This is a genomic window from Micromonospora sp. U56, assembly GCF_018070095.1.
Lineage (GTDB): Bacteria > Actinomycetota > Actinomycetes > Mycobacteriales > Micromonosporaceae > Micromonospora > Micromonospora purpureochromogenes.
In genome coordinates this window covers 40906-64505 of the sequence record NZ_JAGPYL010000006.1, presented here as the reverse complement: position 1 = coordinate 64505, position 23600 = coordinate 40906, and the positions used below count along the sequence as shown (strand labels likewise).

At 68.3% G+C, this 23600-nt stretch carries 17 protein-coding genes; 8 read left to right on the top strand and 9 right to left on the bottom strand.

What is annotated here, in order from left to right; genetic code table 11:
* Positions 1 to 80: 80 nt before the first annotated feature.
* Positions 81 to 2765: a pyruvate dehydrogenase (acetyl-transferring), homodimeric type gene (aceE, locus tag KBX37_RS04625; RefSeq protein WP_210774677.1), complete on the bottom strand. Its 2685-nt coding sequence runs from the start codon at positions 2763 to 2765 to the stop codon at positions 81 to 83.
* A gap of 599 nt (positions 2766 to 3364) precedes the next feature.
* Here aceE and KBX37_RS04620 point away from each other — a divergent pair.
* Complete coding sequence (locus KBX37_RS04620; protein ID WP_247657031.1) at positions 3365 to 4252, top strand: RNA polymerase sigma-70 factor; 888 nt, start codon at positions 3365 to 3367, stop codon at positions 4250 to 4252.
* Positions 4253 to 4343: 91 nt separating this feature from the next.
* On the opposite strand, the gene KBX37_RS04615 is transcribed toward KBX37_RS04620, so the two are convergent.
* Together KBX37_RS04615 and KBX37_RS04610 are read right to left on the bottom strand one after the other, a co-directional pair.
* Complete coding sequence (locus KBX37_RS04615; RefSeq protein WP_210774676.1) at positions 4344 to 4595, bottom strand: hypothetical protein; 252 nt, start codon at positions 4593 to 4595, stop codon at positions 4344 to 4346.
* The gene (locus tag KBX37_RS04610) at positions 4592 to 4861 is read right to left on the bottom strand and encodes a DivIVA domain-containing protein (protein ID WP_210774675.1); all 270 of its coding nucleotides are present in this window, start codon (positions 4859 to 4861) and stop codon (positions 4592 to 4594) included. The genes KBX37_RS04615 and KBX37_RS04610 overlap by 4 nt, the downstream gene beginning before the upstream one ends.
* Positions 4862 to 5125: 264 nt before the next feature.
* On the opposite strand from KBX37_RS04610, the gene KBX37_RS04605 reads away from it, so the two are divergent.
* Both KBX37_RS04605 and KBX37_RS04600 read left to right on the top strand, forming a co-directional pair.
* Entirely contained in the window at positions 5126 to 6016 is an 891-nt protein-coding gene (locus tag KBX37_RS04605; RefSeq protein ID WP_210774674.1) for a helix-turn-helix transcriptional regulator, read from the top strand.
* Positions 6009 to 6212, top strand: coding sequence for a DUF397 domain-containing protein (locus tag KBX37_RS04600; RefSeq protein ID WP_210774673.1), 204 nt, complete (start codon positions 6009 to 6011; stop codon positions 6210 to 6212). Before KBX37_RS04605 ends, KBX37_RS04600 begins: the two co-directional genes overlap by 8 nt.
* A 44-nt stretch (positions 6213 to 6256) precedes the next feature.
* Here the strand turns inward: KBX37_RS04600 and KBX37_RS04595 are convergent, their stop codons facing one another.
* From KBX37_RS04595 to KBX37_RS04570, 6 genes are all read right to left on the bottom strand, one after another.
* The gene (locus KBX37_RS04595; RefSeq protein ID WP_210774672.1) at positions 6257 to 6562 is read right to left on the bottom strand and encodes a winged helix-turn-helix domain-containing protein; all 306 of its coding nucleotides are present in this window, start codon (positions 6560 to 6562) and stop codon (positions 6257 to 6259) included.
* Between the two features lie 673 nt (positions 6563 to 7235).
* A complete protein-coding gene (locus tag KBX37_RS04590; protein WP_210774671.1) occupies positions 7236 to 8006 on the bottom strand; it encodes a hypothetical protein in 771 nt (256 codons plus the stop codon).
* Between the two features lie 65 nt (positions 8007 to 8071).
* A complete protein-coding gene (locus KBX37_RS04585; protein WP_210774670.1) occupies positions 8072 to 11242 on the bottom strand; it encodes a type I restriction endonuclease subunit R in 3171 nt (1056 codons plus the stop codon).
* 61 nt (positions 11243 to 11303) lie between these two features.
* The gene (locus KBX37_RS04580) at positions 11304 to 12563 is read right to left on the bottom strand and encodes a restriction endonuclease subunit S (protein WP_247657030.1); all 1260 of its coding nucleotides are present in this window, start codon (positions 12561 to 12563) and stop codon (positions 11304 to 11306) included.
* The gene (locus tag KBX37_RS04575; RefSeq protein ID WP_210774668.1) at positions 12563 to 14179 is read right to left on the bottom strand and encodes a class I SAM-dependent DNA methyltransferase; all 1617 of its coding nucleotides are present in this window, start codon (positions 14177 to 14179) and stop codon (positions 12563 to 12565) included. Before KBX37_RS04575 ends, KBX37_RS04580 begins: the two co-directional genes overlap by 1 nt.
* Before the next feature lie 12 nt (positions 14180 to 14191).
* Positions 14192 to 16042: a hypothetical protein gene (locus tag KBX37_RS04570; protein ID WP_210774667.1), complete on the bottom strand. Its 1851-nt coding sequence runs from the start codon at positions 16040 to 16042 to the stop codon at positions 14192 to 14194.
* A 482-nt stretch (positions 16043 to 16524) separates the two neighbouring features.
* On the opposite strand from KBX37_RS04570, the gene KBX37_RS04565 reads away from it, so the two are divergent.
* From KBX37_RS04565 to KBX37_RS04545, 5 genes are all read left to right on the top strand, one after another.
* Positions 16525 to 17055, top strand: a complete 531-nt coding sequence (locus tag KBX37_RS04565) for a DUF4352 domain-containing protein (RefSeq protein ID WP_210774666.1) — start codon at positions 16525 to 16527, stop codon at positions 17053 to 17055.
* 95 nt (positions 17056 to 17150) lie between these two features.
* Positions 17151 to 18911, top strand: coding sequence for a DUF6119 family protein (locus KBX37_RS04560; protein ID WP_210774665.1), 1761 nt, complete (start codon positions 17151 to 17153; stop codon positions 18909 to 18911).
* Positions 18912 to 19039: 128 nt separating this feature from the next.
* Complete coding sequence (locus KBX37_RS04555) at positions 19040 to 19642, top strand: hypothetical protein (protein ID WP_210774664.1); 603 nt, start codon at positions 19040 to 19042, stop codon at positions 19640 to 19642.
* Between the two features lie 44 nt (positions 19643 to 19686).
* The gene (locus KBX37_RS35535; protein ID WP_210774663.1) at positions 19687 to 20505 is read left to right on the top strand and encodes a ribonuclease HI; all 819 of its coding nucleotides are present in this window, start codon (positions 19687 to 19689) and stop codon (positions 20503 to 20505) included.
* A gap of 211 nt (positions 20506 to 20716) precedes the next feature.
* Positions 20717 to 23446, top strand: a complete 2730-nt coding sequence (locus tag KBX37_RS04545; RefSeq protein WP_210774662.1) for an AAA family ATPase — start codon at positions 20717 to 20719, stop codon at positions 23444 to 23446.
* Positions 23447 to 23600: the final 154 nt, after the last annotated feature.

Below are 23600 nucleotides of genomic sequence, written 5' to 3'. Positions count from 1 at the left end.
TGCTGGTGCAGCGGCCGGTGCCCGACGGCACCGGCCGCTGCATCCCAGTCGCCACAGAACCCGACAGGGCAGGAGTGCCTTCAGGCGATCCCGTAGCGCTTGCGGGCCTCCTGAACGGTCTCGGGCTTGACCTCGCCGCGCCGGGCCAGGGCTGCCAGCGCCGCGACCACGACCGACTGCGCGTCGACCCCGAAGTGGCGACGGACGGCCGCACGGGTGTCGGAGAGGCCGAAGCCGTCCGTGCCGATCGAGTGCCAGTCCTGCGGCACCCACTGGCTGATCTGGTCCGGAACCGCCCGCATCCAGTCGCTGACGGCGAGCACCGGGCCGGGAGCGCCGTTCAGCACCCGGGTCACGTAAGGGATCCGGTCCTCACCCTCGAGGCGCGCCGCGTCACAGTCCAGAGCGTCGCGGCGCAGCTCGCTCCAGGAGGTGGCCGACCACACGTCGGCCGCCACACCCCAGTCGCCGGCGAGGAGCCGCTGGGCCTCCAGGGCCCAGTGAATCGCGGTGCCGGAGGCGAGAAGCTGCAGGCGCGGGGCATCCGCCGCCAACTCCACGGCATGGGCTTCCTGGTACCGGTAGAGGCCCTTGCGGATGCCCTCCTCGACGTCCGCGCCGGACGGCATGGGCGGCTGGACCTTCGCCTCGTTGTAGACCGTGAGGTAGTAGAAGACGTCCTCGGCGTCCGGGCCGTACATCCGGCGCAGCCCGTCGCGGACGATCACGGCGACCTCGTACGCGAAGGCCGGGTCGTAGGCGATCGCCGCCGGGTTGGTCGAGGCGATCAGGTGGGAGTGGCCGTCCGCGTGTTGCAGGCCCTCGCCGGTCATCGTCGTACGGCCGGCGGTGGCACCGATGAGGAAGCCACGGCCGAGCTGGTCGGCGAGCGCCCACATCTGGTCGGCCGTCCGCTGCCAGCCGAACATCGAGTAGAAGATGTAGAAGGGGATCATCGGCTCGCCGTGCGTGGCGTACGACGTTGCGGCGGCCGTGAAGTCGGCCATCGAACCGGCCTCGGTGATGCCCTCGTTGAGGATCTGGCCGTTCGTGGCCTCCTTGTAGTACAGGAGCGTGTCGCGGTCGACCGGGTCGTAGGTCTGGCCGTGCGGCGAGTAGATCCCGGCGGTGGGGAAGAGCGACTCCATGCCGAAGGTACGCGCCTCGTCCGGAACGATCGGCACCCAACGCCGGCCGGTCTCCGGGTCCCGCATCAGGTCCTTGACCAGGCGGACGAAGGCCATGGTCGTCGCGATCTCCTGACTACCGGACCCCTTGGCCAACGCTTCGAAGGGCTTGGCGGACGGCGCGGGCAGCACCACCGGGTAGACCCGGCGAGCCGGGGCGAGCCCGCCCAGCGCGGCCCGGCGCTCGTGGAGGTAACGGACCTCCGGCGAATCGGCGCCGGGGTGGACGTACGGCACCACCTCACCGGTGAGCTTGCTGTCGGGGATGGGAAGGTCGAGGAGGTCGCGCAGCGCGCGAAACTCGTCGCCGGTCAGCTTCTTCATCTGGTGGTTGGCATTGCGCGACTCGAAGGCGGGGCCGAGCGTGTAGCCCTTGACCGTCTGGGCGAGGATCACGGTCGGCGCGCCCCGGTGCGCGACGGCGGCCCGATAGGCGGCGTACACCTTGCGGGGTTCGTGGCCCGCCCGCGAGGCGTGGAAGCACTCGGCGATCGTCGCGTCGGTCAGCACCTTCGCCATCTCGACGAGCGCCGGGTCGGCGCCGAAGAAGTGCTCGCGGATGTAGCCGACATCCCGGGCCGCGTACGTCTGGAACTGCCCGTCGGGGACCTCGCGCAGCCGGCGGACGAGCGCGCCGGTGGTGTCGAGCGCGAACAGGTCGTCCCAGGCCGAGCCCCAGAGCGACTTGACGACGTTCCAGCCCGCCGCGCGGAACCGCGCCTCCAACTCCTGAACGATCTTGAAGTTGGAGCGCACCGGCCCGTCGAGCCGCTGCAGGTTGCAGTTGACCACGAAGGTGAGATTGTCGAGGCCTTCGCGACCGGCAAGAGCGAGCGCGGCGGTCGACTCGGGCTCGTCCATCTCGCCGTCGCCGAGGAACGCCCACACCCGCGAGGCTGAGGTGTCCTTGATGCCACGGTGCTGCAGGTAGCGGTTGAACCGCGCCTGGTAGATCGCCGACAGCGGGCCCAGGCCCATCGACACGGTGGGGAACTCCCACAGCCACGGCAGCCGGCGCGGGTGCGGGTAGGAGGGCAGGCCGTCGCCGCCCGCCTCCTGCCGGAACCGATCGAGGTGGCCCTCGGTGAGCCGACCGTCGAGGAAGGCGCGGGCGTAGATGCCGGGGGCGGCATGGCCCTGGAGGTAGAGCTGGTCGCCGGAGCCGTCGGCCTCCTTACCGCGGAAGAAGTGCTGGAAGCCGGTCTCGTAGAGCCAGGCGGCGGAGGCGTAGGTAGCGATGTGACCGCCCAGGCCATAGCGGCTGCCGCGGGTCACCATCGCCGCGGCGTTCCAGCGGTTCCACGCCGTGATGCGCCGTTCCATCTCCTCATCACCGGGGAACTCCGGCTCGGCGGCGGTCGGGATGGTGTTGAGGTATTCGGTCTCGAGCAGCTTCGGCAGCGCAAGGCCGACGCCCTCAGCGTGTTCGAGAGTGCGGCGCAGGAGGTACGAGGCGCGCTGCGGCCCGGCCGCGGCGGTGACGGCGTCGAGAGAGGCCGCCCACTCGGCGGTCTCCTCGGGATCGCGGTCCGGGATCTGGTCGAGTGCGCTTGGGTTGTTTCGCCCGATGTCAGTCATGGTGGCCGCCTTCCGACGGTTCCGGACCTCTCGTCCGCAGGGCGGGAGGTCGACACGGTGAGACAGGAAAGCTGCCTGCCGGGGATGCTCCGGCCGCAGCTACCAGCGAATGCAGTCAGTGCCGGCAGCATCTCCTCGGCGGCTCGCTCGGCGAGTCAGGCGCCCGCGAGACGGCGAACCGGCTGAACGATGAACTCACGACACCCTCCGTTTCACCACACCTCGAGGAATCGGCACGGAACGGATGCTTCGTCCCGCGCCTTCCGGTTTCGTCGGCGAGCCGCCTCGCCGATTCACCACCAAGGACCAGGTGAGGCAGGGATTCGTGACAACCGACCCGCGACCAGCGCCCCGTCGTCTCTCCGGCTGCCCTCGCCCGGTAGGGGGCCGACCTACGACCGCACTGAACCGGCAGGCTGAGGCCGTGACCCGCCTCGCCCGGGCCGTGCGCGGCCGGGCGCCCGCGCTGGCCCGGTCAGCGATTCGAATCACGGAACGGGTATGCCGGCACCAGACGCGGCAACCGGCAAGCTGAAATCAGGGGGACAAAGACCTCGGCAACAGCGACAGGCGGCTACCAACGGGAGGAAAGAGACGGCATGTCCCACCGCGAGGTCCCGATGGATGCCGTGCGGACCTTCGACGCGGTACGGCCCCGGCTGTTCGGCATCGCCTACCGGATGCTGGGCAGCATTCACGACGCCGAGGACATCGTCCAGGACACGTGGCTACGGTGGCAGCGCACGGACCGCAGCGCGGTACGGGACCCGACAGCATTCCTCGTCACCGCAACGACCAGGCTCGCCCTGAACGCGGCGACATCGGCACGCGCCCGGCGAGAGACCTACGTCGGCCCATGGCTGCCCGAGCCGGTCCAGACGTCGGTCGACCCGGCAACCCGAGCCGAGCAGGGCGAAGCTCTCGGACTTGCGTTGCTCCTCCTCCTGCAACGACTGACTCCGCACGAGCGCGCCGTGTACGTGCTGCACGAGGCCTTCGACTACCCCTTCCGGCAGATCGCCGAGGTCCTCGACATCACCGAGGCGAACGCGCGGCAGCTCGGGCGCCGGGCGCGCACGCACCTCGCCGAAGAACGGCACGCGCCGGTCGCCCCCGCCGAGCACGGCCGGCTGCTCCACGCCTTCCTCGCCGCCGCACGCTCCGGTGATCTCGGTCAGCTGGAAGAACTGCTCGCGAACGACGTCGTCTCCTACGCCGACGGCGGCGGCATGGTCAGCGCGGCGCGGGTACCGGTCACCGGCCGGGCCGACGTCGCCCGCTACATCGCCGGCCTCATGAGAAAGTTCGGCGCGGTCGTCTCGCTGGACCTCGTCGAGTCCAACGGGCAGGAAGCCGTCCTCGTCCGCCGGGCAGGATCCGTCGTCGCACTGTGCGCGATCGATGCCTCTACCGAGGGGATCACCCGAGTGCTGATCACCCTCAACCCGACCAAACTCGCGCGGTTTGGTCCACGGGAAACCCGCTGATCGGCGGCTACCTCGGTGTGCAGACACGCGGCGAGGAACTCCCCACGCGTCCACGACTCCGCCCGCGCCCGCTCGGCTGAGCCGCCCTTGCTCAGCGGCGCAAGCGGCGGGAGCAGGCGCCGTCGTGGTCGGCGCGGAGCAGGCAGCGCCGGCCGCCGGGCATCAGCAGGTCACAGAAGACCCGATGGCGTACGTTCTGGTGGTCCTCGGCGGAGACGGTGGTCTCCCCCGGGTCGGTCTGCGGCAGTACCAGTAGCCACCGGCCGATCACCCGCGCCAGGCGCTGCGCGGCGGGCAGGTCGGCGGCGGCCACCGGCAGGTGGATGACGTACCGCTGGGTCATGCCTCGGATCCCCGATCGGGGTGGTCGCTCTGCTGGCGACGCAGCGCGTCCATGGCACAGGCGGCTTCCCGCCGGCTCGCGGCCAGCGCCGCGTAGACCGCGGCCATGTCCACGGCGACCCGATCGAGGAAGGCGTACACGTGGTCGGGCTCAAGGCCGCGGCGTCCGAGACCGACCACCTTGAATCGGCGCTCGCGCACCTGCCACGGCAGCAGCGGGGTGTACGGCATCGCGCCGTAGCTCGACCGTTGATTGCGGACGCTCATCTGCTGCCTGCCTCTCGTGTCGGATGGAAGGGGTGGGGCCACTCGTCCTCCCCGCACGCGCGGACCCACCCCGCCCTGCCGCCGCAGCTTGCGATCAGCGGTACGGCACCAGGGCCTTGTAGTCATCGTGTGACAGTGCGCAGTGGAGGCGCAACGTTCCACAGCAGAATTTTTGGCTCAAGCATTGACTTCTTTTACTGCAACCGATATGAGTTACGTGGTCGCGTTACACACTGTTGCGGAGTGGAATCAGGGAGTGTTCGGGTGACAGAGGACGTCGGATCGACCGTGCCGCGTCGGCAGCTCGGGCGGCTGCTGCGCCAGTTCCGCACCGAGGCCGGGGTGACCCTGGACGCCGCCGCGGAAGCGCTTGAGTACAGCCGGCAGAAGATCTGGCGCATCGAGAGCGGCCTGGGGCCGGTGCGGGTGCTCGACGTGAAGGCGATGTGCGAGCTGTACCACGTGTCGCCAGAGATGACCGAGGCGATGCGGGGGCTGGCGGCGGAGACGAAGTCGAAGGGGTGGTGGCACGCGTACGGGGACGCGGTGCCGAACTGGTTCGAGCTGTACGTCGGCCTGGAATCCGCCGCCGCGCATCTCCGCCAATACGAGGAGTCCCTGATCCCCGGGCTGCTCCAGACTCGCCAGTACGCACTCGGGCTTGCCCGACTCGACCGTCCCTCGGTGAGCGAGGACGAGCGCGAGCGGGCGGTCGCGGTGCGGCTGCAACGCCAAGGGCTGCTCACTCGACGGCTCCCCCAGCCGCCGCAGCTCGACGCGATCCTGTCGGAGGCGGTACTCCGACGTAGTGTCGGTGGCCGAGGCGTGATGATCGGGCAGCTCACTCGACTACTGGAGGCTGCCGAGCTGCCCAACGTCGCCGTGCGGGTGCTGCCCTTCGCCACCGGTCCACACTCCGGCGCGGTCGCCGGCTCCTTCGTGATCCTCGACTTCCCGGCGACAAAGGGCGGCCGGGCAGCGCCTGAGCCACCGGTTGCCTACAGCGAATCTCTGACCGGGGCGCTGTACCTCGACAAGCCCGACGAGCTGGCCGCGTACCGGGCCGCCTGGAAGAGCCTGGATGCGCTCGCGCTCGATGAGGCACAATCGACCGACATGATCAAGACGATCATCGGGGAGCTGCGGTATGACTGACCTGACCGGCGCCGTCTGGCGCAAGAGCACCCGCAGCGGCGGCAACGGCGGCAACTGCGTCGAGGTCGCCGACAACCTCATGGGTGTAGTCGGCGTGCGCGACAGCAAGGACCCCACGGGTCCGACGCTGGCCTTCCCCCCGCCGGCTTGGGCCGCCTTTGTCTCAGCCGTCAAGATCCGCATTGTCACACCCTGATCGACGAATGCCCTACGAGTAGCTCTGCGTCTCAGGCATCGCCACTACCGAGAAAGCTGCCGGTGCAGCGTCCAACCTCGCTCAGTGAGGGCCCACCGTCCCCGTCCCGCCTTCTGCATCGGCAGCAGTAACCCCTCCCGAACCATCTCGCCGCGCTCGAACGACGTGCGGTTTTCCCAGTTGGCCTCGAAAGGTCGCTTGGGCGGCGAGCGCCAGTCGTCGTCGCTGAACTGGCCTTGAAACGCCTTCGCCATCGCTCGCAAAGCCGATCGCCGCTCCGCCGATCCACCCAGATCGCCTAGCGTTTGGATGAGCCAAAGGCGAAGCTGCGATTGTGGCGTCAGTGCCATGGAAACCTCCGTAATCAGGGGATACGCCGGCTACGGCCGACGCGAGACGACAAGAGGAACCACTGGAAGTTGCCCAAGCTACGGCCCTTCCCAGTCCGGAGGCAGCGCCGAGGCCCAGGGATGGCCTGGCGGCAAACCGACCCGAGGCTCTCCTGCACGCTCCCGGACCCAATGGGGAAGTAGCACCGGAACGGAGTTGGTTGAGTGTTCCAGCAGATCCCAACGGCCCTCGTAGCCGCTCCAGACGTCTGCGGTGATCCGGGCCTGCGCAAGCGTCGTGTTTCGGGTCCCGGGCTGCGCGTTTGGATGGGTAAGCCAGTTGCGGTGAACAATCCACGTTGCTGCTGCCACGTGGAACCGCGGAACTATGTAGCAGGTGGGGGCGTGCGTCAAGTCGCGCGTGAGAGCGATGAAGACGTACCACTCGTGGTCGAATGCTGGCGTGAAGGCCTTCGCTCCAGGCATCCACGACACCTTGCCGGCAGGCGCGGCAGCCTTTACTTGAAGTTCGACCATACGGCGGGAGACGGTACTCACGGCGAGGATGTCCGTGCGCTCAAGCCCTTCCCGGGTGAGGGTTGCGACCCAGCCCTGACGAGCCAAGGCATAGCAGACGTAGTGCTCGCCACTCGCTCCGGTCAACCTGCGGTCAACCACTCCGGTCCTCCCCGCGCTACCGGAACTGCCGCTGCTGGGCGATTCGGATCCGCTCGCGCCATTCGGCCGATAGATCGACGACTAGAACGTCAACGTGGTGAGCCTTTAGCGCAGCCGCGTACCAGGTCCGCGCCTCGGGCCGGAAGGACCGTGCCGCCTGCTCATCACTGAAGCAGAGAATCAATCGGTGATGGCCGCCCAACTCCCTACCGACGTGAATGAGCTTGAGCGCGTCCGCCAGGACCTTCTGCTTCTGCCCGCCCTTGGGTGGCCCCTGGTGCGCCCATGCCTCCACAAGAGTCGGTGGGGCATGGTTGACGCCATCTACGTCCACGTATTCGCCACCAGCGAGGTGAAGTCGCGTCGGGATGACCTCGTAGCCCAACAGATCGGCGAGCCCGTCCAGGATCGCCGTCTCTGCCTGCCGCTGCACCGTGCTGCTTCCGGCGGGAACCTCCGGGAGTAACTCTTCGTCACCACGAGAGGTGTCACTGGTTCCCACAGTGAGCGGGGCCACTGACGTCCCAATCCGCTGAGCCGCGTCGACAAGGCGGTAACGCCCGCCGCCGTCGCGGGTCAGGTCAGGGTAGCGGACAGCGTGGTGGGCTGGAGCATCCACGCACATACGCGAGACGACGTGAGTCCGTATCGTGCTTTCTACGAAGGTGCTTCCTCGGCCGATCAGCAGGCGTACGACTTCCTCAGCCGTGAAGCTGCCGTCGACGCTTCGAGCAGCCAGTTCATGGGCGGCCTCGAGCACCTCATCACGACAGGTTCGGGCGAGCATGCCGCCGACCGTATCTCCCGGTGCACCAACGGGTACACAGCCTGTAGCACGATCTTTCATGACCGCTACGCCTGATCTTCTACATACGTACGGGTCTGCTTGAGTACCAGCTCGACGGCCTCAGGACGGGCGTCCGGTGGGTAGCCGTACCGGGCCAGCAGACGCTTGACCTTGCTGCGCACCAAGGCTTGGGCCTGCTCCCGGATCCACCAGTCGACCGGAAGGTCCTGAAGCTCGCGGACGAGATCCTTGGCGATCTGTCCAAGTACGACGTCGCCGAGCAGCTCCGTTGCCGACTCGTTCTGCGCGACCGCGGTGTAGAAGGCGTACTCGTCCTCGGTCAGGCCCATCTCGGCAGCCTTGCCGCGGTCGGCCGAGACCTCCTTGGCCAGCGCTACCAGCTCCGCGATGATCTCGGCAGCTGTCAGTCCGCCCGAGGTGTAGCGCTGCATCGTCTTCAGCAGTTTCGCGGTGAACCCTTCCTGCGCGACAACGTTGTGGGGGTGGGCCGACCGGACCTCGCGCTCGATCGCACGACGCAGCGCCTCGATGGCGAGGTTGGGGCGCTGGCTCTCGCGCAGGCGGCGCATGAAGTCCTCGTCCAAGTGCGACAGGTCGGGCCGCTGGATGCCAGCCGCCTCATAGATGTCGACCACCTCGTCCACCGCGATCGCGCTCGCCGTAAGTTGCCGGATCGCCAGTTCTACGTCCGCCGCTGTGGCGAGCCCCCGCTCCGCCCGCTCCTCGGCCTTCAACTTGGCCAGATACAGACGTACAGCTTCGATGAACTCCAGGTCCGTCCGCAGTGGCCGAAGCTTGTCCTCACGCGGGCAGTTGCTGTAGGCGCGGGCGATCTTGCGAGCGGTGTCGGCGTAGCGATCGGCGAGGGTGGGCTTGCCCTCCTCCAGATCTGGTTCCGGGCTGCGGAGGTAATCCACGACATCGAGCGCAGCGTGGTAGAAGGCACGCGGCCTGCCCGAGTCGCGCTTGGCTTTCCAGTTGATGCCGTGAAGCTGGCTGCCGATTACGCCGTGCAGCTCAACCACCATGTCGACGGCCGCGCTGATGTCCTTTCCGATCGGCTTCTCATCGATGTCGGTTCGGGTGTACTCGGCGAGCGCCTTGGTGAGGTCGTCGGCGATGCCAAGGAAATCCACCACCAGACCGCTGGGCTTCTCGCCCCATCGACGGTTGACTCGGGCGAGGGCCTGCATCAACGCCGCCCCGCGCATCGGCTTGTCGAGGTACATCGTGTGCAGCGGCGGCGAATCGAACCCAGTCAGCCACAGCGACTGGACGATCACCAGCTCCAGCGGGTCGTCAGCATCCGTGGCCCGGCGCTGGATCTTCTTGATCGCGCCGGTCGAGCGGACATGGGTGGCAATCGGCTCCTGGTCCTTGGCGCTGCCGGTGTATACCGCCTTGATCAGGCCTTCGTCGTCGTCTTCGTGGTGCCACTCCGAGCGGATCGCGGTGATCTCCTTGTAAAGGTCAGCTGCGACCTTCCGGGAGTAACAGACGATCATGCTCTTGCCGGGTTTGCCGGTCAGCTTGACCATCTCGGTCCGGCGCTGTTCCCAGTGCTCGACGATGTCCACGGCGAGCGTCCGTACCCGGTCGGCGTGGCCTACGACATCCTCATACTGCGCGAACGCCCGCCGGACGCGCTTGATCTCCTCTTCGTCGAGGTCGACCGTCAGGTCCTCGGCCTCCTCGTCCAACTCCACTGGGTTCACGCCCTCGGGGAGGTGCACCGGGATGTGTCGGTTCTCGTAGTAGACCCTCACCGTGGCGCCGTCGCGGACGGCGCGGGTCAGGTCGTACACGTCGATGTAGTCGCCGAAGACCGCCCGGGTGTTCGCCTCGGCTCTGGAGATCGGCGTGCCGGTGAAGGCGATGAACGCCGCGTTGGGAAGCGCGTCGTGCAGGTTCTTGGCATAGCCGTCGAGGAAGTCGTAGTGGCTTCGGTGCGCCTCGTCCACGACCACGAGCACGTTGCGCCGCTTCGACAGCAGCGGGAAGTCAATGTTCGCTTCCTTGTCCGCCTTGGAGCGGTTGAACTTCTGCAGGGTGGTGAAGATGATCCCGCCGGACGGCCGATCCAGCAGGCGCATCAACTGCTCTTTCGTGTCCGCCTGCACGGGCGTCTCCGGCAGCAGGTCACTGGCCGCGAAGGTGAGGAAGAGCTGGCTGTCCAGGTCGATCCGATCGGTGAGCACCACGATCGTCGGGTTTCGTAGCGCCGGCTCCTTCATCACCTTCGCGGTGTAGTACGCCATCTCCATGCTCTTGCCGGAGCCTTGGGTGTGCCACACGACCCCGATCTTGCCGTCGCCACCCACCGCAGTGATCGTCTTGTCGACTGCGGTATTAACCGCGAACATCTGGTGGGCTTTCGCCAGACGTACCGTGTCGATCGCACCACCCCGCTCTCGCGAGAAGGCGGTGAAGTTGACCAGCAGGTCGAGGAAGACTTTGGGGTCAAATGCTCCACCGATCAGAGTCTCCAGTGCTCGGCCGTCGCTGACGTCGACCGGCTCGCCCCGTCCGTCGACGTCCCACGGAGCCATGTGCTCCCATGGGGTAAACAACGTCCCGATTCGCGCGGTGATGCCGTCACTAGCTACCGCGAAGACCGGCACTGCGAGGGCGGACGCACCGAACTCACGCCGATAAGTCATGAGCTGGTCGTACGCCTCGCGCGTGCCGTCGGTCGCGCCGGCCTTTTTGAGCTCGAACATCGCCAGCGGCAAACCGTTCACATAGGCCACCACATCCAGCCGGCGCTTGCGGCGAGCATCCTTGATCGTCACCTGGTTGGCCGCGATCAAATCATTGCTGTATGGGTCGAGAAAGTCGATCACCCAAGCGGTGTCGGTGCGGTTCTCCCCCGACGCCGGATCGACGTAACCGACCTTGACTCCGCGCGTGAGCAGTGCGTGGAGGCGGTGCCGCTCCGTGAACGCATCCGCCGAAGTCCGCTTCTCGAACTCAACCACTACCTCGTCCACGGCGTCCAGGGGCAACTGCGGGTTGATCCGCGCCACCGCCTCGCGAAGACGGCCGTGCAGGATCAGGTCGCCCCAAGACTTCCGCGCGCCATCACCCTTGCGCGACGGGGCCAACTCGGCGCCGGTCATGGGCTGCCACCACTCGCCAAGCTGATCCTTGACGTGGTGCTCCCACTCGGCCTCGGACTCGTCGTGCGGGAAAGCCGGATCGTCTGACAGTGGCATGCCTTCTCCAAAAGAGCGGGTGCGACGCGACGAAGTTCTTCAGTGCAATTCGGATCGAGTGTCAGACCGCGCCGGACACCAACCGCTCCGCGTCCTTAACCCGCAACTCACCGGAAATCAGCTTCGGCAACAGCGTGTCGCGCAGATCCGCAAGAGCGAGCGCCTCCCGATCAGCCACCAGCGCCCGATTCCAAAGAACCCCGAGTGAGCGGTCCAGTGACCCCCAGAGCTCGCGTTTTGGCACAGCGACCGATTTGTCAAGATGCTTCCGTTGGATGTGTCCCATTGTGGTGGCCTTGTCCGCTGCGATCGCGCGGAAGGCTGGGAGCTCGCCTGCGATAAGGTCGAACATCATCCATGCTGGCACTCCGCCATTCGGGACAACCTTGAAGATATGCTGATTAATCAACGCTTCAGGTCGACACCATCGCGCCACCTTGAGCGTCCCAGACCATGAAAACAGAACGTCACCCGGCCTCGCCAGATGTTGCTCGGAGGTTTCGACGTCGTTGTAGACAGTGGACGCTCCCGGGCCTGAGCCAACTTCCGCAATTCGGATCACCATGCGCCCCGAACCCGATGCATCCTTTGTGAAGTTCCGACCGTTGACGAAGCTCGCCAAGCTGGAAAGAGGAACGAGCGCGGGATCTTCTCGGGCTGCGGCCTCCATCTGGATCATCCGGAGCTCATCTGCTGCGGTTGCGATCCGTTCGTTGACCACGATCTTCTCGTCTAGCGCCCCGAGCAACGCGGCAATCGCGTCCTGTTCCGGACGGCCCGGGATACAGACGTGGAACGCCTTGGCCTCTGGATAGTAGACCGTCTGATGCGTCGTGCCATGAGCAAATCGTCGAACGCTCTCCTGCTCACACATCAGGATGTAGTGCAGGAGTCGCGGTGACAATTCCGGCCCACAGATCCAGTTCACGAAGTCCTGACTTGTCGCCATAGGAACTCCCATGGTGACGACGTAGCCAACGGAAGCAGTTCGTGACAGGCAAACGGTGCCGGCGGGAAGAAGGCGGGCCGACGAGTTGGCGAGCCCCAATTCGCTGATCGCTTGTTTTGTTGAGTGGATCGTCCGTCCATGGTTAGCTGTGGCATCGCGAATTCCCACCCAGGGGATCTCGCCGTCCCAATACTCCGGCTTATTGCGACTCGGAGTGTGGCCACTTTCCAATCGAGCAAGATCAGATAGGCGCACCCATTCGAATCCCGGAGCCGTCGGCGTTCCAGGGTTCCCGACGCTTAGTGCCCAACGTCCGGGAATTACGCCGGTGGTAGCAGGGCGTCCACCGGTTGCGGTTGCGACCCTTGCCATCAAATCCTCCCGAGCTCGTCGCGGACGACAGCCTCGAGGCGAGCCGATTCGTCGAAGTGGGCGAAAAGTTCCTTCGTCAATCGGGCGATCTTCTCCTCGATCGGTTCGTCGCCACTGGTGTCGACTTCGGCTGCGCCGACGTACCGGCCGGGCGTAAGGATGAAGTCGTGTTCCCGGATTTCGTCCAGCGTCGCTGACCTGCAGAAGCCCGGCACATCGACGTACTCAAGGGCTTTGTCGGTTCCGCGCCAGGCGTGATAGGTGCCCGCGACACGGCGAAGGTCGTCGCCGGTGAGTTCGCGCTCCGTGCGGTTCACCATTACGCCCATGTTGCGGGCGTCGATGAAGAGGACCTCGTTGGTACGGTTGGCGAGCCGCTTCGATCCCTGTGGGCTCTTGTCTCGAGATAGGAACCAGAGGCAGGCCGGGATTTGGGTGGAGCGGAAGAGTTGGCCAGGCAGGGCCACCATGCAGGCGACGAGGTCGCCTTCGACCATGGCTCGGCGAATGTCGCCCTCGCCAGACTGCTTGCTCGACATGGAACCGTTGGCGAGCACGATGCCCGCTCGCCCCTTCGGCGAGAGCTTGTGGGCCATGTGCTGCAACCATGCGTAGTTGGCGTTGCCGACCGGCGGGATGCCGTACTCCCAGCGGGGGTCCATGACAAGCCGGTCGCCGCCCCAGTCGGAGATGTTGAACGGTGGGTTGGCCATGACGACGTCAGCGCGCAAATCGGGGTGCTGGTCTTCGTGGAAGCTGTCGGCCCACCTGGTGCTGAGGTTGGCTTCGATGCCGTGGATGGCGAGGTTCATCTTCGCTAGCCGCCAGGTGTTTTGATTGAGCTCCTGGCCGAACACCGAGATGTCGAACGCCTTGCCGCCGTGGGTTTCGATGAACTTCTCGGCTTGGACGAACATGCCGCCGGAGCCGCACGCCGGGTCGTAGACCCGTTCACCTGGTTGCGGTTCGAGGATCTCGACAATGAGCTTGACGATGCTCTTCGGGGTGAAGTATTCGCCACCGCGTCGGCCCTCGGCCAGCGCGAACTTCTCCAGGCAGTATTCGTAGACCTCACCGAGGACATCGCGCGCGCTGCGGCGCTGGCCGTCGGCGTCGAACTGGTCGCGGAAGCGGAGCTTGTGGATCAGGTCGACGAGTTCGCCTAGGCGCCGCTCGTCAACACCTCGGCCGTTGTAGAGGCCCTGCGGCAGGGCACCTTTGAGGTCGGGGTTGGCGTCGCCGACGGCCTTCATCGCGCCGTCGAGGAGCTGGCCGATGCTGGTCTGGCCAGCGGCGGTCTTGGCCCGGTGCGCCAGGGACTCCCATCGGGCGGCCTGCGGCACCCAGAAGACGCCCCGGCCCGCGTACTCGTCCTGGTCCTCTAGCAGTGCGGGCCGGTTCTCCTCGGGGATGCCCTCTGCCTCCAGCTCGGCTTCGATTTGCGCCCGCCGCTCGTCGAACGCGTCGGAGGTGTACTTGAGGAAGATGAGACCGAGGACGAAGTGCTTGTACTCGGCAGCGTCCATGCTGCCGCGCAGCTTGTCGGCCGACTTCCACAGGGTGTCTTTCAGGTCGGCCGATTGCGGCTCTACCGGCTTGCGCGCGCGTGGGGGCACTATCTCGTCTCCTCAGATATTCGTGTTCGACGTGTTGGGCTTGAAGCGCAGGTTCATCGCCCCGTCGGCGACGCCGGCGGCGATCCGCTGACGGACCAGATCCAACGCCGCGGCCTGGTTGCGGGCTTGCTCTGCCAGGTCGTTGAGCATCATGGACGCCTGATCGAGGTGGCCGTAATCGACGGCGGCCAGCACGGGGATCTCCAGCTGGTGCAGGGTCACGCTGCGCACGCGTGGACCGGTGCGTGCCGCGTTACGCGCCGCGCCGAGCAGGGCCGCCAGCGCGTACGGCCCGATCCATGCCTGCTGAGGCTCGTCGCGGTACAGCGACGAGTGTTTGACGTAGCCGGGGATACGCAAGCCCTGTACGGGGGTGAGCAGGACGCTGCCGCCGATAGCGTCCACCATGACGCGAAGCTGGTCGCCGGCCATGACGACCACATCGCCCGGTTCGGTGATCGCGGCTGCGGCGTACTGCCCGAGTGTCAGAACGTCGATGCGACGCTCGCCGACTCGCACCTCTCCGAGCAGCTCTTCGCGACCCAGAACCCGTTGTCCGCTGCGACCCAGATCAGCATCGGGTATGCGATGGCCCGGCAGTCGGATGAGCTGCCGGCCGCGTAGCAGCTCGCCGACCGTGCGGTAGGCGACGCCCTGCGTGCGGGTGGTCACCCCGATGCGTCCCAGCGTGGTGAGCGCGTCATCCGCGCCCATTTTGAAGGTTGCCGCCGCGGACTCACGTGCCCGCACCGCCTCCACCACATGGTCCTCAGGTGCCGCCTTGGGTGCCAACAGATGTGACGGCAGGAGCGACCGCCTGCCCATTAGCTCGGCCACGGGAATCGCCGTGCATGGCTCAGCGTCGCGCGACTCCCGCGACCCGCACACGAGCCGCGTTGTCTGTTCGATCCATGACCCGCCGTACCGGGACCGGATCTGGTCGGCGTCGCAGACAATGACGTCTCCGGTCGTGTCGCCCTCGTCGGGGGCCAGCACCAGCAGCACGAGGTCCGTGCCGCCGATGAAGCGGTGAATGTGGCGGGGCAGTTGGATGATCGCGCGGACGCAGCCTCGACGCACGAGTTGCTCGCGTACCCACGTCACCGGAAGCCGACGCGACGTCCCCGTGCGCGTCAGTGTCCATTCCGGCACGACGGCGAACCCAATGCCCTCGTCATTGAGGCACTCCACCACTCGAGAGGCCCAGGACAGCGGGTGTTCCTCATGGTGTTCCCGCTCGCCGGGTTGGAATGGCGGGTCGACAAAGACAAGGTCCGAGCCCGAGAGACTGCCCGTGTCCTGTCCGTCGGTGAGGACCGTGACCATCTGGTGGCCGTGGCAGAAGGACCTCAGACGCAGCCACCTTGCCGCCACCGGGTCTGCCTCGGCGCACCGGATCTCGCGTGGGCGACCGGCGGCCATCATGGCGGTGAGCATCTTCCCTGGGCCGGCCGCGAGATCAGCTACGGCAAGCTCGGTGAGGTCTCCCAGCATCTCGTTCGCCAAGCGCAGGATCAGGTCGCAGATCTCGGCGGGCGTCTCAACCGGGCCACCGGACCAGCCACGACGACCAGCTGCGGAGAGCACCTCCTCGGCCGCGGCCGCCGCACCAAGCTCTGACACCAGATGCTCGACATCATCAAGCATCGACAACGCGGTCCGGCTTCGAGCGCCGACATGGCTGAGCAGGCCGACGAGATCGGGGTGCTCAGCCTCGGCTTTATCGCACAGCTCCGCGAGAGCGGCGAGGTCGGCGGGCAGTGGGCGTTGATGGGCCACTCGCAGCGCGGTCAACTCGAGCGCGACGTCGGCAAATGTGTCGGGATCGAGCTGGGTCTCACCGAGACTGCCACCACGGTCCATGCTTGCCCGGAATCTGTCTCCGTAGGTGCTGGCCGCTGAGCCACCCTCACGCGGAGTCGGCACCGGCCGATGGTCCAGCCACCGGGCTACTTCATCCGAATCAAAGAGTGGCTGCCCAGGTGAACCACCCACCGGGTCAGGAAAGTCAGGATGCCGGCGCCTCCAGTTGCTGACGCTAGGGCGGCGCACCTGGGCAAACCTGGCGATCTGCCCCAGCGTGACGGTCGGCGACATTTGTCCCCACCTCCTCCCACCCGTCCGGTTGTCCGCGCCGCGACACTACCGACAGAGGACGAACCAGAGCAAGCTGCGCTCGGTGATAAGGGGGGTTATCTGACTTTGCACCTACGGCGTTGATAGCCAGGGTTCTCACGACGCGTTGTCGCCTGTCTGCTCGCCTGCCGCTCTTATGAGATGCGGCACCAGAGTGGCCACCAGCGCCAGCCTCGGCCGACGCCATCAGACCCGTCAAGGAGAACAGCATGCGCAAGACCACTACCCTCGCCCTGATCGCCACCGGCCTCGTCGCGTTGGGTTGCGGCTCCGGCAACACCGACAACGCCGGCAGCTCCGGCGGCGGTGAAGGCGCCAAGGGCGACGACAAGCCCGCCAAGACCGCGAAGGTCGGCCAGCCCGCCCGGGACGGGAAGTTCGAGTTCACGGTCAAGTCGTCGAAGTGCGGCGTGGCCAAGGTCGGCAGCTCGATGCTCGGCGACAAGGCCCAGGGCCAGTTCTGCCTGATCACGGTCAACGTGAAGAACATCGGCAAGGAGGCGCAGTTGCTCGACGGCAGCAGCCAGAAGGCCTACACCGCCGACGGCACCGAGTACTCCACCGACACCGAGGCGGGCCTCTACGCCAACCAGGAGCAGAGCACCTTCTTCAACGAGATCAACCCCGGCAACCAGGTGACCGGCGTCCTGGTCTTCGACATCCCGAAGAACGTCAAGCTCACCAAGCTCGAGCTGCACGACTCCGCCTTCTCCGGCGGCGTCGACGTCGCCCTCAGCTGACCTCTCGCGCCAGGGGCGGGTCCCGCGAAGCCCGCCCCCGGCTCACCCCTCCCCCGCACAACCGCCATCCCGATTCTCGCCGCGAGGAGATCGACATGCGCCGTGCGAACCAGCCGACCACGCCCAGACCGGCCAGACGCCGTGCCGCTCGCAAGGACGCCACCCGGCCGCCGAACGATCCGCCGACCCTCTTCGACCTGGACCTGCCCGAGCCACCGTCCGGCACCTACCCGACCTCGCTCTACCAGTTGGAGCGGGTGCCGCCGACGGTCGAGGGGCTCCACGACGCGCTGGACCACCGCTACCTGCGCAAGCACGACTTCACGGTCGAGGAGCGCATGGTCGCCGGCGCACCGGCCCTGCTGGTGCACGGAACGGTGCCGCGCGAGCGCGCCGACTGGTGCGACGTGCTGGCGTCGCTGACCGGGCAGACGATCGACCTCGGGTTCAGCAGTGGCGGCGCAGCCCTGCTTGTCGCGGTCGACGACCACATCTATGCGCTCGCCTACGGCACCGTCGGTCGCCACATGATCGACCTCGACCTGGCCAACGCAGGCTTCGGGATCGGCTTCGCGGTGCGTTCGCTCGCGCCAGACGAGATCAAGCAGGTTCGCCGGCGGGTGTTCGGCACGACCGGCCGGGTCGATCGCAACCTGGTGCCGGGCGGTCAGCACATCCGGATGTACGGGATCGACAAGTGGGGCGAGATCGTCGGGCAGGTCTGCGGTCGAGCGTTCAACCGGAACCTGACGGTCTGCCGGTCCACCAGCAAGGCCACCCCGGTCGAAGGCAGCGATGCCCTGCGCATCCACCTCGGCGTCGAGCCGGAGAATCTGCTCGCCGACCTGCGGGAAATCAACCGCGTCTGCAAGCAGGAAGCTCCCTTCGAGGACCTGGAGTTCATCACCCAGATCCGTCCCGTGCCCGCCCGAGACCCGCGGCTGTCGGAGTTGGAGGAGCAACTGGACCGACTGCTCGCCTCACCCGGCCCGGACGAGATCGGTTTGGCCGTGCCGGGCCGGGTTCTCAACGAAGTCGAGCGGATCCAGTCGTACAAGCTGCGGGTGCCCAAGTCCGGCCTTCCCGCGGCACGCCTGTCGGAGCTGGCGCTGGCCGACATCCTCACGCAGACCAGTGGCGTGCCCGACGCCGAGCGGTGGGCTTCCCTTTGCAACGGGCGGATCACCCTCTGCTCCGACACGGCCGGCGCGGAGGAGATCGGTTCGACGGCCGCGTCGCGATGGATCACCGCCCAGCTCGCGCACGGCTCGAGCCAGCTTCTGCTGCACGAGGGCGGCTGGTACGAGATCGGCGACAGGCACCGCGAGTTCCTCCGGCACGAGATCGAGCAGATCCTGGCTGGACCGGCGAGCATCGCTCTGCCGGCGTGGACCGCCGACCTGCCGGACGAGGCGGACTACAACGCCCACGCCGCCACGGTTTGTGGCCTGACGCTGCTGGATCGGCGCCTGCTGCGGACAGGCCAGCACCACCGCGGCATCGAGGCCTGCGACCTGCTCGGGCCGGACGGCGAGCTGATCCACGTGAAAAGGGCGAAGGGCAGCTCGCCGCTGAGCCACCTCTTTGCTCAGGGCGAGGTGTCGGTCGACGCGCTGCGGTACGAGGCCGACGCGCGGTCCGCGCTGGTCAAGATGGCCCGCCAGCACGGCTCGGCCCACGCCATCGGCCTGGACTTCCGCCCGAGCAAGGTCATCTACGCGATTGCCCTCGGCTCCGGCAAGACCCTCACCGTCGACTCACTCTTCACCTTCGCCCAGGTCGCGCTCTACCGAGCGATGAAGTCTCTTCGCAACGAGGGCGTCGAGGTTGAGGTCATCGGCATCCCGTCCACCTGACCCGTCTAACGACAGCAGCTCCACTCCCGCCCCGCCAATTCAGAGCCGTCCGAACCCAAGCCGCCCGGCTGCGCCACTGGTTGCTGGGCCGATCACCCCTGACCGCTCACCACAGAGGAGAGAGAACCATGGCCCAGCCCGAGTTCCAGCCGGAGTCGGACCCCCAGCCCCAGCCCGGCACACCTGACACCGGCAGCCCGCAGCCCGTCGCTCGTAAGAGGAAGCCCTTGGTCGGGTGGATCGTCGGCGGGGTGGTCCTGGTGCTGCTCCTCTGCTTCGGCGGCTGCGGCGCGCTGCTGGCCACCACCAACAGCGGGGACAAGTCCCACCAGGGCAAGGCCGCTGCTTCGACTGCTCCGACGTCGTCGGTGACCACCTCGGCCCCGACCACCGCCGCCGCTGCGCCGGTCACGACCGAACCGCCTCTCCCCACCTACGAAACCCCGACCAAGAACGACTTCAAGCTCAAGGTCAAGGTCCTGAGCAAGAAGTGCTTCGGCAGCGCCGGCTGCAACATCACCTACCGGATCAACGTCACCTACACCGGTCATGGGCTCGACCCGTCCAAGACGTACGAGGTGACCTACCAGGTCAAGGGCGCCGAGGATCCGATCATCAACACGTTCGAGGTGACCGGAGACTCCGCCTCTGTTCAGCAGGAGGAGATGGCCAGTACCAAGCGCTCCGGCGACAAGCTGACCGCCGTCGTGACCGACGTGTCGGAGCTGTGAGAACTCAATGAGCGCGTCCCCATCACAAGACGTCAGGAGGCGTCGTGCGTCCCGATGAGTTCCTCCGCACCCTGGCCCTGCTCCCCCCTCCCCTGCACGACCGCGCCCTCACCCTGCGTGCCTTCACCCGCCCCACCCGCTGCGACGACTGCCAGCGCATCGGCGACGCCGTCCGCCTGGCCCTCACCGCCGCCCACTACGACGAGCTGGCCTCCGCCGGCGAGCTGCTCGGCACCGCCGAGCGGCTGGCCGCCGAGCACGGCATCCACCGCCGGTCCGGCGACGACCAGCAACGCGGCCGCGGCCGGGTCGCCCGCTGGGCGGCGACGTCCGCGCCGCTGGTCGCCGCGACCGACGCCAGCTGGAAGGGCCGCGTCGGCGGCATCGGGTACGTCGTCAGCGACGGCCACTACGGCCTGCTCGGCCGGGGCACCGGCCGGCTCGACCCGACCGGCGCCTCCCGGGTGCTGATCAACGAGCTGCGCGCGGTCGACTACCTGCTGACCGGGTACGACGAGGCACCGGTGGGCATGACGGTGCTGCTGGACTGCCTCGCCGCCTTGCGCTACCTGCACCGCTGGCAGGCCGGCGAGACCAATGCGATGCCGGCCGGCTACAGCCTGCGGGAGCGCCGCTGGTCGGATCAGCCGACCCTGGTCCGGCTCGCCGAGCAGGTGGCCCGCCGCCCCGACCTGACGTTCGCGCACGTCAAGGGGCACAGCGGCCACGCCCTCAACGAGGCCGCCGACGGCCTGTCGCACATGGCTCGCCGCCGGCGGGAGGAGTTCTTCGACCTGCGTCCTCGGGCGCACGCCCTGGTCGACGCGTTCCTGCGCGACTGGCACGCGAACGCCACGCTCTGACCGCTCGTCCACAGCGCCCGAAGCGGAGGCGGCCGACGTTGAGCCGCTGATTCGTTTGCGACATCAGCTCCACAGCGCCCGATGGCCACCACCGCCTCCCGACTCCACTGCTCGCCCCAGCCGGGCCGACAGCAGCCTCCCACTTCCACCGCTCAGCCCGGGCGGGCCGACGACCCGTCGGTCCGCGGACACCACGCGCCTGGAGACCACCATGACCCTCCCCGAACAGGCCACCGCGCCGCTGATCGAGCTGATCTTCGACCGGCTGACCGCCGACGACGTACCGACCGACACCGCCGAGCTGGTCCTCGCCGTGCTCACCGGCGACGACGACCTGACCGCCGCCCTCGCCGGCAGCCCCACCCGGCTCGACCCGCGCTCCCCCGCGAATGACGAGCCGTCGGAGCGAATCTGGCTGAAGTCGGTGACCGTCGCCGGGTTCCGCGGCGTCGGCCCGGAGCGCACCCTCGACATCGCGCCCGGGCCGGGCCTCACCCTGGTCGTCGGCCGCAACGGCTCCGGCAAGTCGAGCTTCGCCGAGGCCGTCGAACTCGCCCTCACCGGCGACAGCGCCCGCTGGGCCGACAAGACCAGTGTGTGGCGTACCGGGTGGCGCAACCTGCACGCCCCGGATCCGTGCCGGATCGGTGTGGAGCTGCGGGTCGACGGCGAGGCCACACCGACCCGGGTGGCGCGGGCCTGGCCCGCCGGCGGTGAGCTGGCCGACGCGAAGGTGACCGTGACCAGCGCGCGGGGGCGGCGCGACGGCCTCGCCGAGCTGGGCCTGGCCCGCCCGCTGGAGCTGTACCGGCCGTTCCTCACCGCCGCCGAGCTGGGCCGGCTCGCCGCCGGCACCCAGAGCCAGCTCTTCGACGCGCTCTTCGCCATCCTCGGCCTGGACGCGCTGACCGACGCCGACCAGCGTCTGATGCGCGCCGCCCGGCCGCACGGCACGGCCGTCAAGGAGGTACGCGCACAGCGCGCCGCCCTGGCCGACCTGCTCGCCGGGGTCGCCGACGATCGGGCCCGGCGGGCCGCCGTAATGCTGCGCGGACGGGGCGCGGTCGACCTGCCGGCGTTGACGGCGATCCTCGACGAGCCGGACGAGGTGACCGCCGACGAGGCCGTGCTGCTCTGCCGGGAGCTCACCGCCCTCGACCCGCCGCCGGTGGACGAGGTGACGCGGCTGGCCGGGCAGCTGCGGGAGGCGGCGACCGAGACCCTCCGGTACGACGGCGGTCGGTCCCGGGCGGCGCTGCGCAGCGCCGAACTCCTGCGTCTCGCGATCGAACACCACGATGATCGGGGCGACGGGCCCTGTCCCGTCTGCGCCAGCGGCGCCCTCGACGGTGGGTGGCGGGCCTCCGCCGCCGTGACCCTGACCGAGTTGCGGCAGCGCAGCGTCGCCGCCCAGACCGCAGCGACCCGGCTCACCGCGCTGCTGCGCCAGACGCACCACCTGATCGACGACCTGACCGTGCCCGGTGGGCCCGCATCGCAGCCGCCGACTGGGTCGCCGGTCAGGAGCGTCGGCACAACAATGCCGCGCCAAGGGGTCAGCGCGAAGGTCCTCCCCGAGGGCGTCGCCACGGGGGCGTCGAGCGGGAACGCTGGCGCGGAAGCCGTGAACGGACGCGCCGGCATGGGTGCACCGAGCGGAGACGCCGGCGGGGCAGCCCTGAGTGGAAACGCCGGAGCGGGAGCCCTCACCGGAAACGCCGGCATGGCGGCACCGAGCGAGGGTGACGGAGTGGCGATGCTGCGCGAAGGCGACGGAGCGGAGGCGCTGCTCGGGGCGCTGCGGGAGGCCGTGGCCGTGCTGCGGGGCGTACCCGGGGAACCGGCCGACCTGGCCGACCACCTGGCCGCGCGGTACCCGGCGGTGGTGGCCGCGGCGGACGCGGCCCGCGCGTACGCCGAAGGCTTCCTGCGGCAGCGCGACACCGGGTGGCGGGCGGCGGCGGCCGAGTTGCGCGACTGGGTTGCCGCCGTGGGCGGGTTGGCGGCGCGGGAGGCGACGCTGGCCCGGGTGAAGGCCGCGCGGGCCTGGTTGAAGGAGACCGGCGCGGCGGTTCGCGACGAGCGGATCGCGCCGTTCGCCGCGCACTCGCAGCGGATCTGGGAGCAGCTGCGGCAGGAGAGCAACGTCGAGTTGGGCGCGATGACCCTGGCCGGGACGAACACCCGGCGGCGGGTGGTCTTCCCGGTGAGCGTGGACGGCGCCGACAACGGCACCGCGCTGGGCGTGATGAGTCAGGGTGAGATGCAGGCCCTCGGGCTGGCGACGTTCCTGCCGCGCAGTTGCGCCCCGGAGAGCCCGTTCCGGTTCATCGTCGTCGACGACCCGGTGCAGAGCATGGACCCGTCGAAGGTGGACGGGCTGGCCCGGGTGCTCGCCGAGCTGGCCGAGGACCGGCAGGTGGTGGTCTTCACCCACGACACCCGGCTGCCCGACGCCGTGGGCCGGCTCGACCTGGGGCGTGCGCGGATTGTGGAGGTGCAGCGCGCCGAGCGGTCCGTGGTGACCCTGCGGCCCGGCTCCGACCCGGTCACTCGTTACCTGGACGACGCGCGGGCCCTGGCCCGCAACGACGAGCTGCCCGCCGACGTACGCGGGCCGGTGGTGGCGGAGCTGTGCCGGTCGGCGGTCGAGGCGGCCTGCCACCTGCGGGTGTGGCGGGTCCGGGTGACCCGGGGCGTGCCGCATGACGAGGTCGAGGCGGCGATCGTTGACGCGTCCCGCCGGCTGACCACGATCGTCGCGTTGGCCGTCTTCGACGACGCGGACCGTGGTGGCGACGTGCTCGGCTGGCTGGGGCGCCACGGCGGCTGGGCGGTCGGCGCGTACCGGGCCTGCCGGGAGGGCGTGCACGGGGCGTACCTGGCGGACCTGCCCGGCCTGGTCACGGACGCCCGCGCCCTGGCGAAGGTGCTGGCGTGAGCGCGCCGACGCCCCGCCGCTGCCTGGCGGCCGCCGATCAGCTGCTGCGCGGCGCCGACCCGCTCGGCGCGAGGATGCAGTCCAAGGTCGGCATTGAACATCCGGTCATGCCGCCGACAGCGAGGCGGTCGCCGCTGCAGCACGCCCTACCTCG

What these genes read in the sequence shown, in the direction of transcription:
- KBX37_RS04545 (WP_210774662.1), top strand. Translation starts at nt 20,717, where the DNA reads ATGACCCTCCCCGAACAGGCCACCGCGCCGCTGATCGAGCTGATCTTC.
- KBX37_RS04595 (WP_210774672.1), bottom strand. Translation starts at nt 6,562, where the DNA reads ATGGCACTGACGCCACAATCGCAGCTTCGCCTTTGGCTCATCCAAACG.
- KBX37_RS04600 (WP_210774673.1), top strand. Translation starts at nt 6,009, where the DNA reads ATGACTGACCTGACCGGCGCCGTCTGGCGCAAGAGCACCCGCAGCGGC.
- KBX37_RS04620 (WP_247657031.1), top strand. Translation starts at nt 3,365, where the DNA reads ATGTCCCACCGCGAGGTCCCGATGGATGCCGTGCGGACCTTCGACGCG.
- KBX37_RS04590 (WP_210774671.1), bottom strand. Translation starts at nt 8,006, where the DNA reads ATGCTCGCCCGAACCTGTCGTGATGAGGTGCTCGAGGCCGCCCATGAA.
- KBX37_RS04585 (WP_210774670.1), bottom strand. Translation starts at nt 11,242, where the DNA reads ATGCCACTGTCAGACGATCCGGCTTTCCCGCACGACGAGTCCGAGGCC.
- KBX37_RS04580 (WP_247657030.1), bottom strand. Translation starts at nt 12,563, where the DNA reads ATGGCAAGGGTCGCAACCGCAACCGGTGGACGCCCTGCTACCACCGGC.
- KBX37_RS04555 (WP_210774664.1), top strand. Translation starts at nt 19,040, where the DNA reads ATGGCCCAGCCCGAGTTCCAGCCGGAGTCGGACCCCCAGCCCCAGCCC.
- aceE (WP_210774677.1), bottom strand. Translation starts at nt 2,765, where the DNA reads ATGACTGACATCGGGCGAAACAACCCAAGCGCACTCGACCAGATCCCG.
- KBX37_RS04610 (WP_210774675.1), bottom strand. Translation starts at nt 4,861, where the DNA reads ATGAGCGTCCGCAATCAACGGTCGAGCTACGGCGCGATGCCGTACACC.
- KBX37_RS04565 (WP_210774666.1), top strand. Translation starts at nt 16,525, where the DNA reads ATGCGCAAGACCACTACCCTCGCCCTGATCGCCACCGGCCTCGTCGCG.
- KBX37_RS04615 (WP_210774676.1), bottom strand. Translation starts at nt 4,595, where the DNA reads ATGACCCAGCGGTACGTCATCCACCTGCCGGTGGCCGCCGCCGACCTG.
- KBX37_RS04560 (WP_210774665.1), top strand. Translation starts at nt 17,151, where the DNA reads ATGCGCCGTGCGAACCAGCCGACCACGCCCAGACCGGCCAGACGCCGT.
- KBX37_RS04570 (WP_210774667.1), bottom strand. Translation starts at nt 16,042, where the DNA reads ATGGACCGTGGTGGCAGTCTCGGTGAGACCCAGCTCGATCCCGACACA.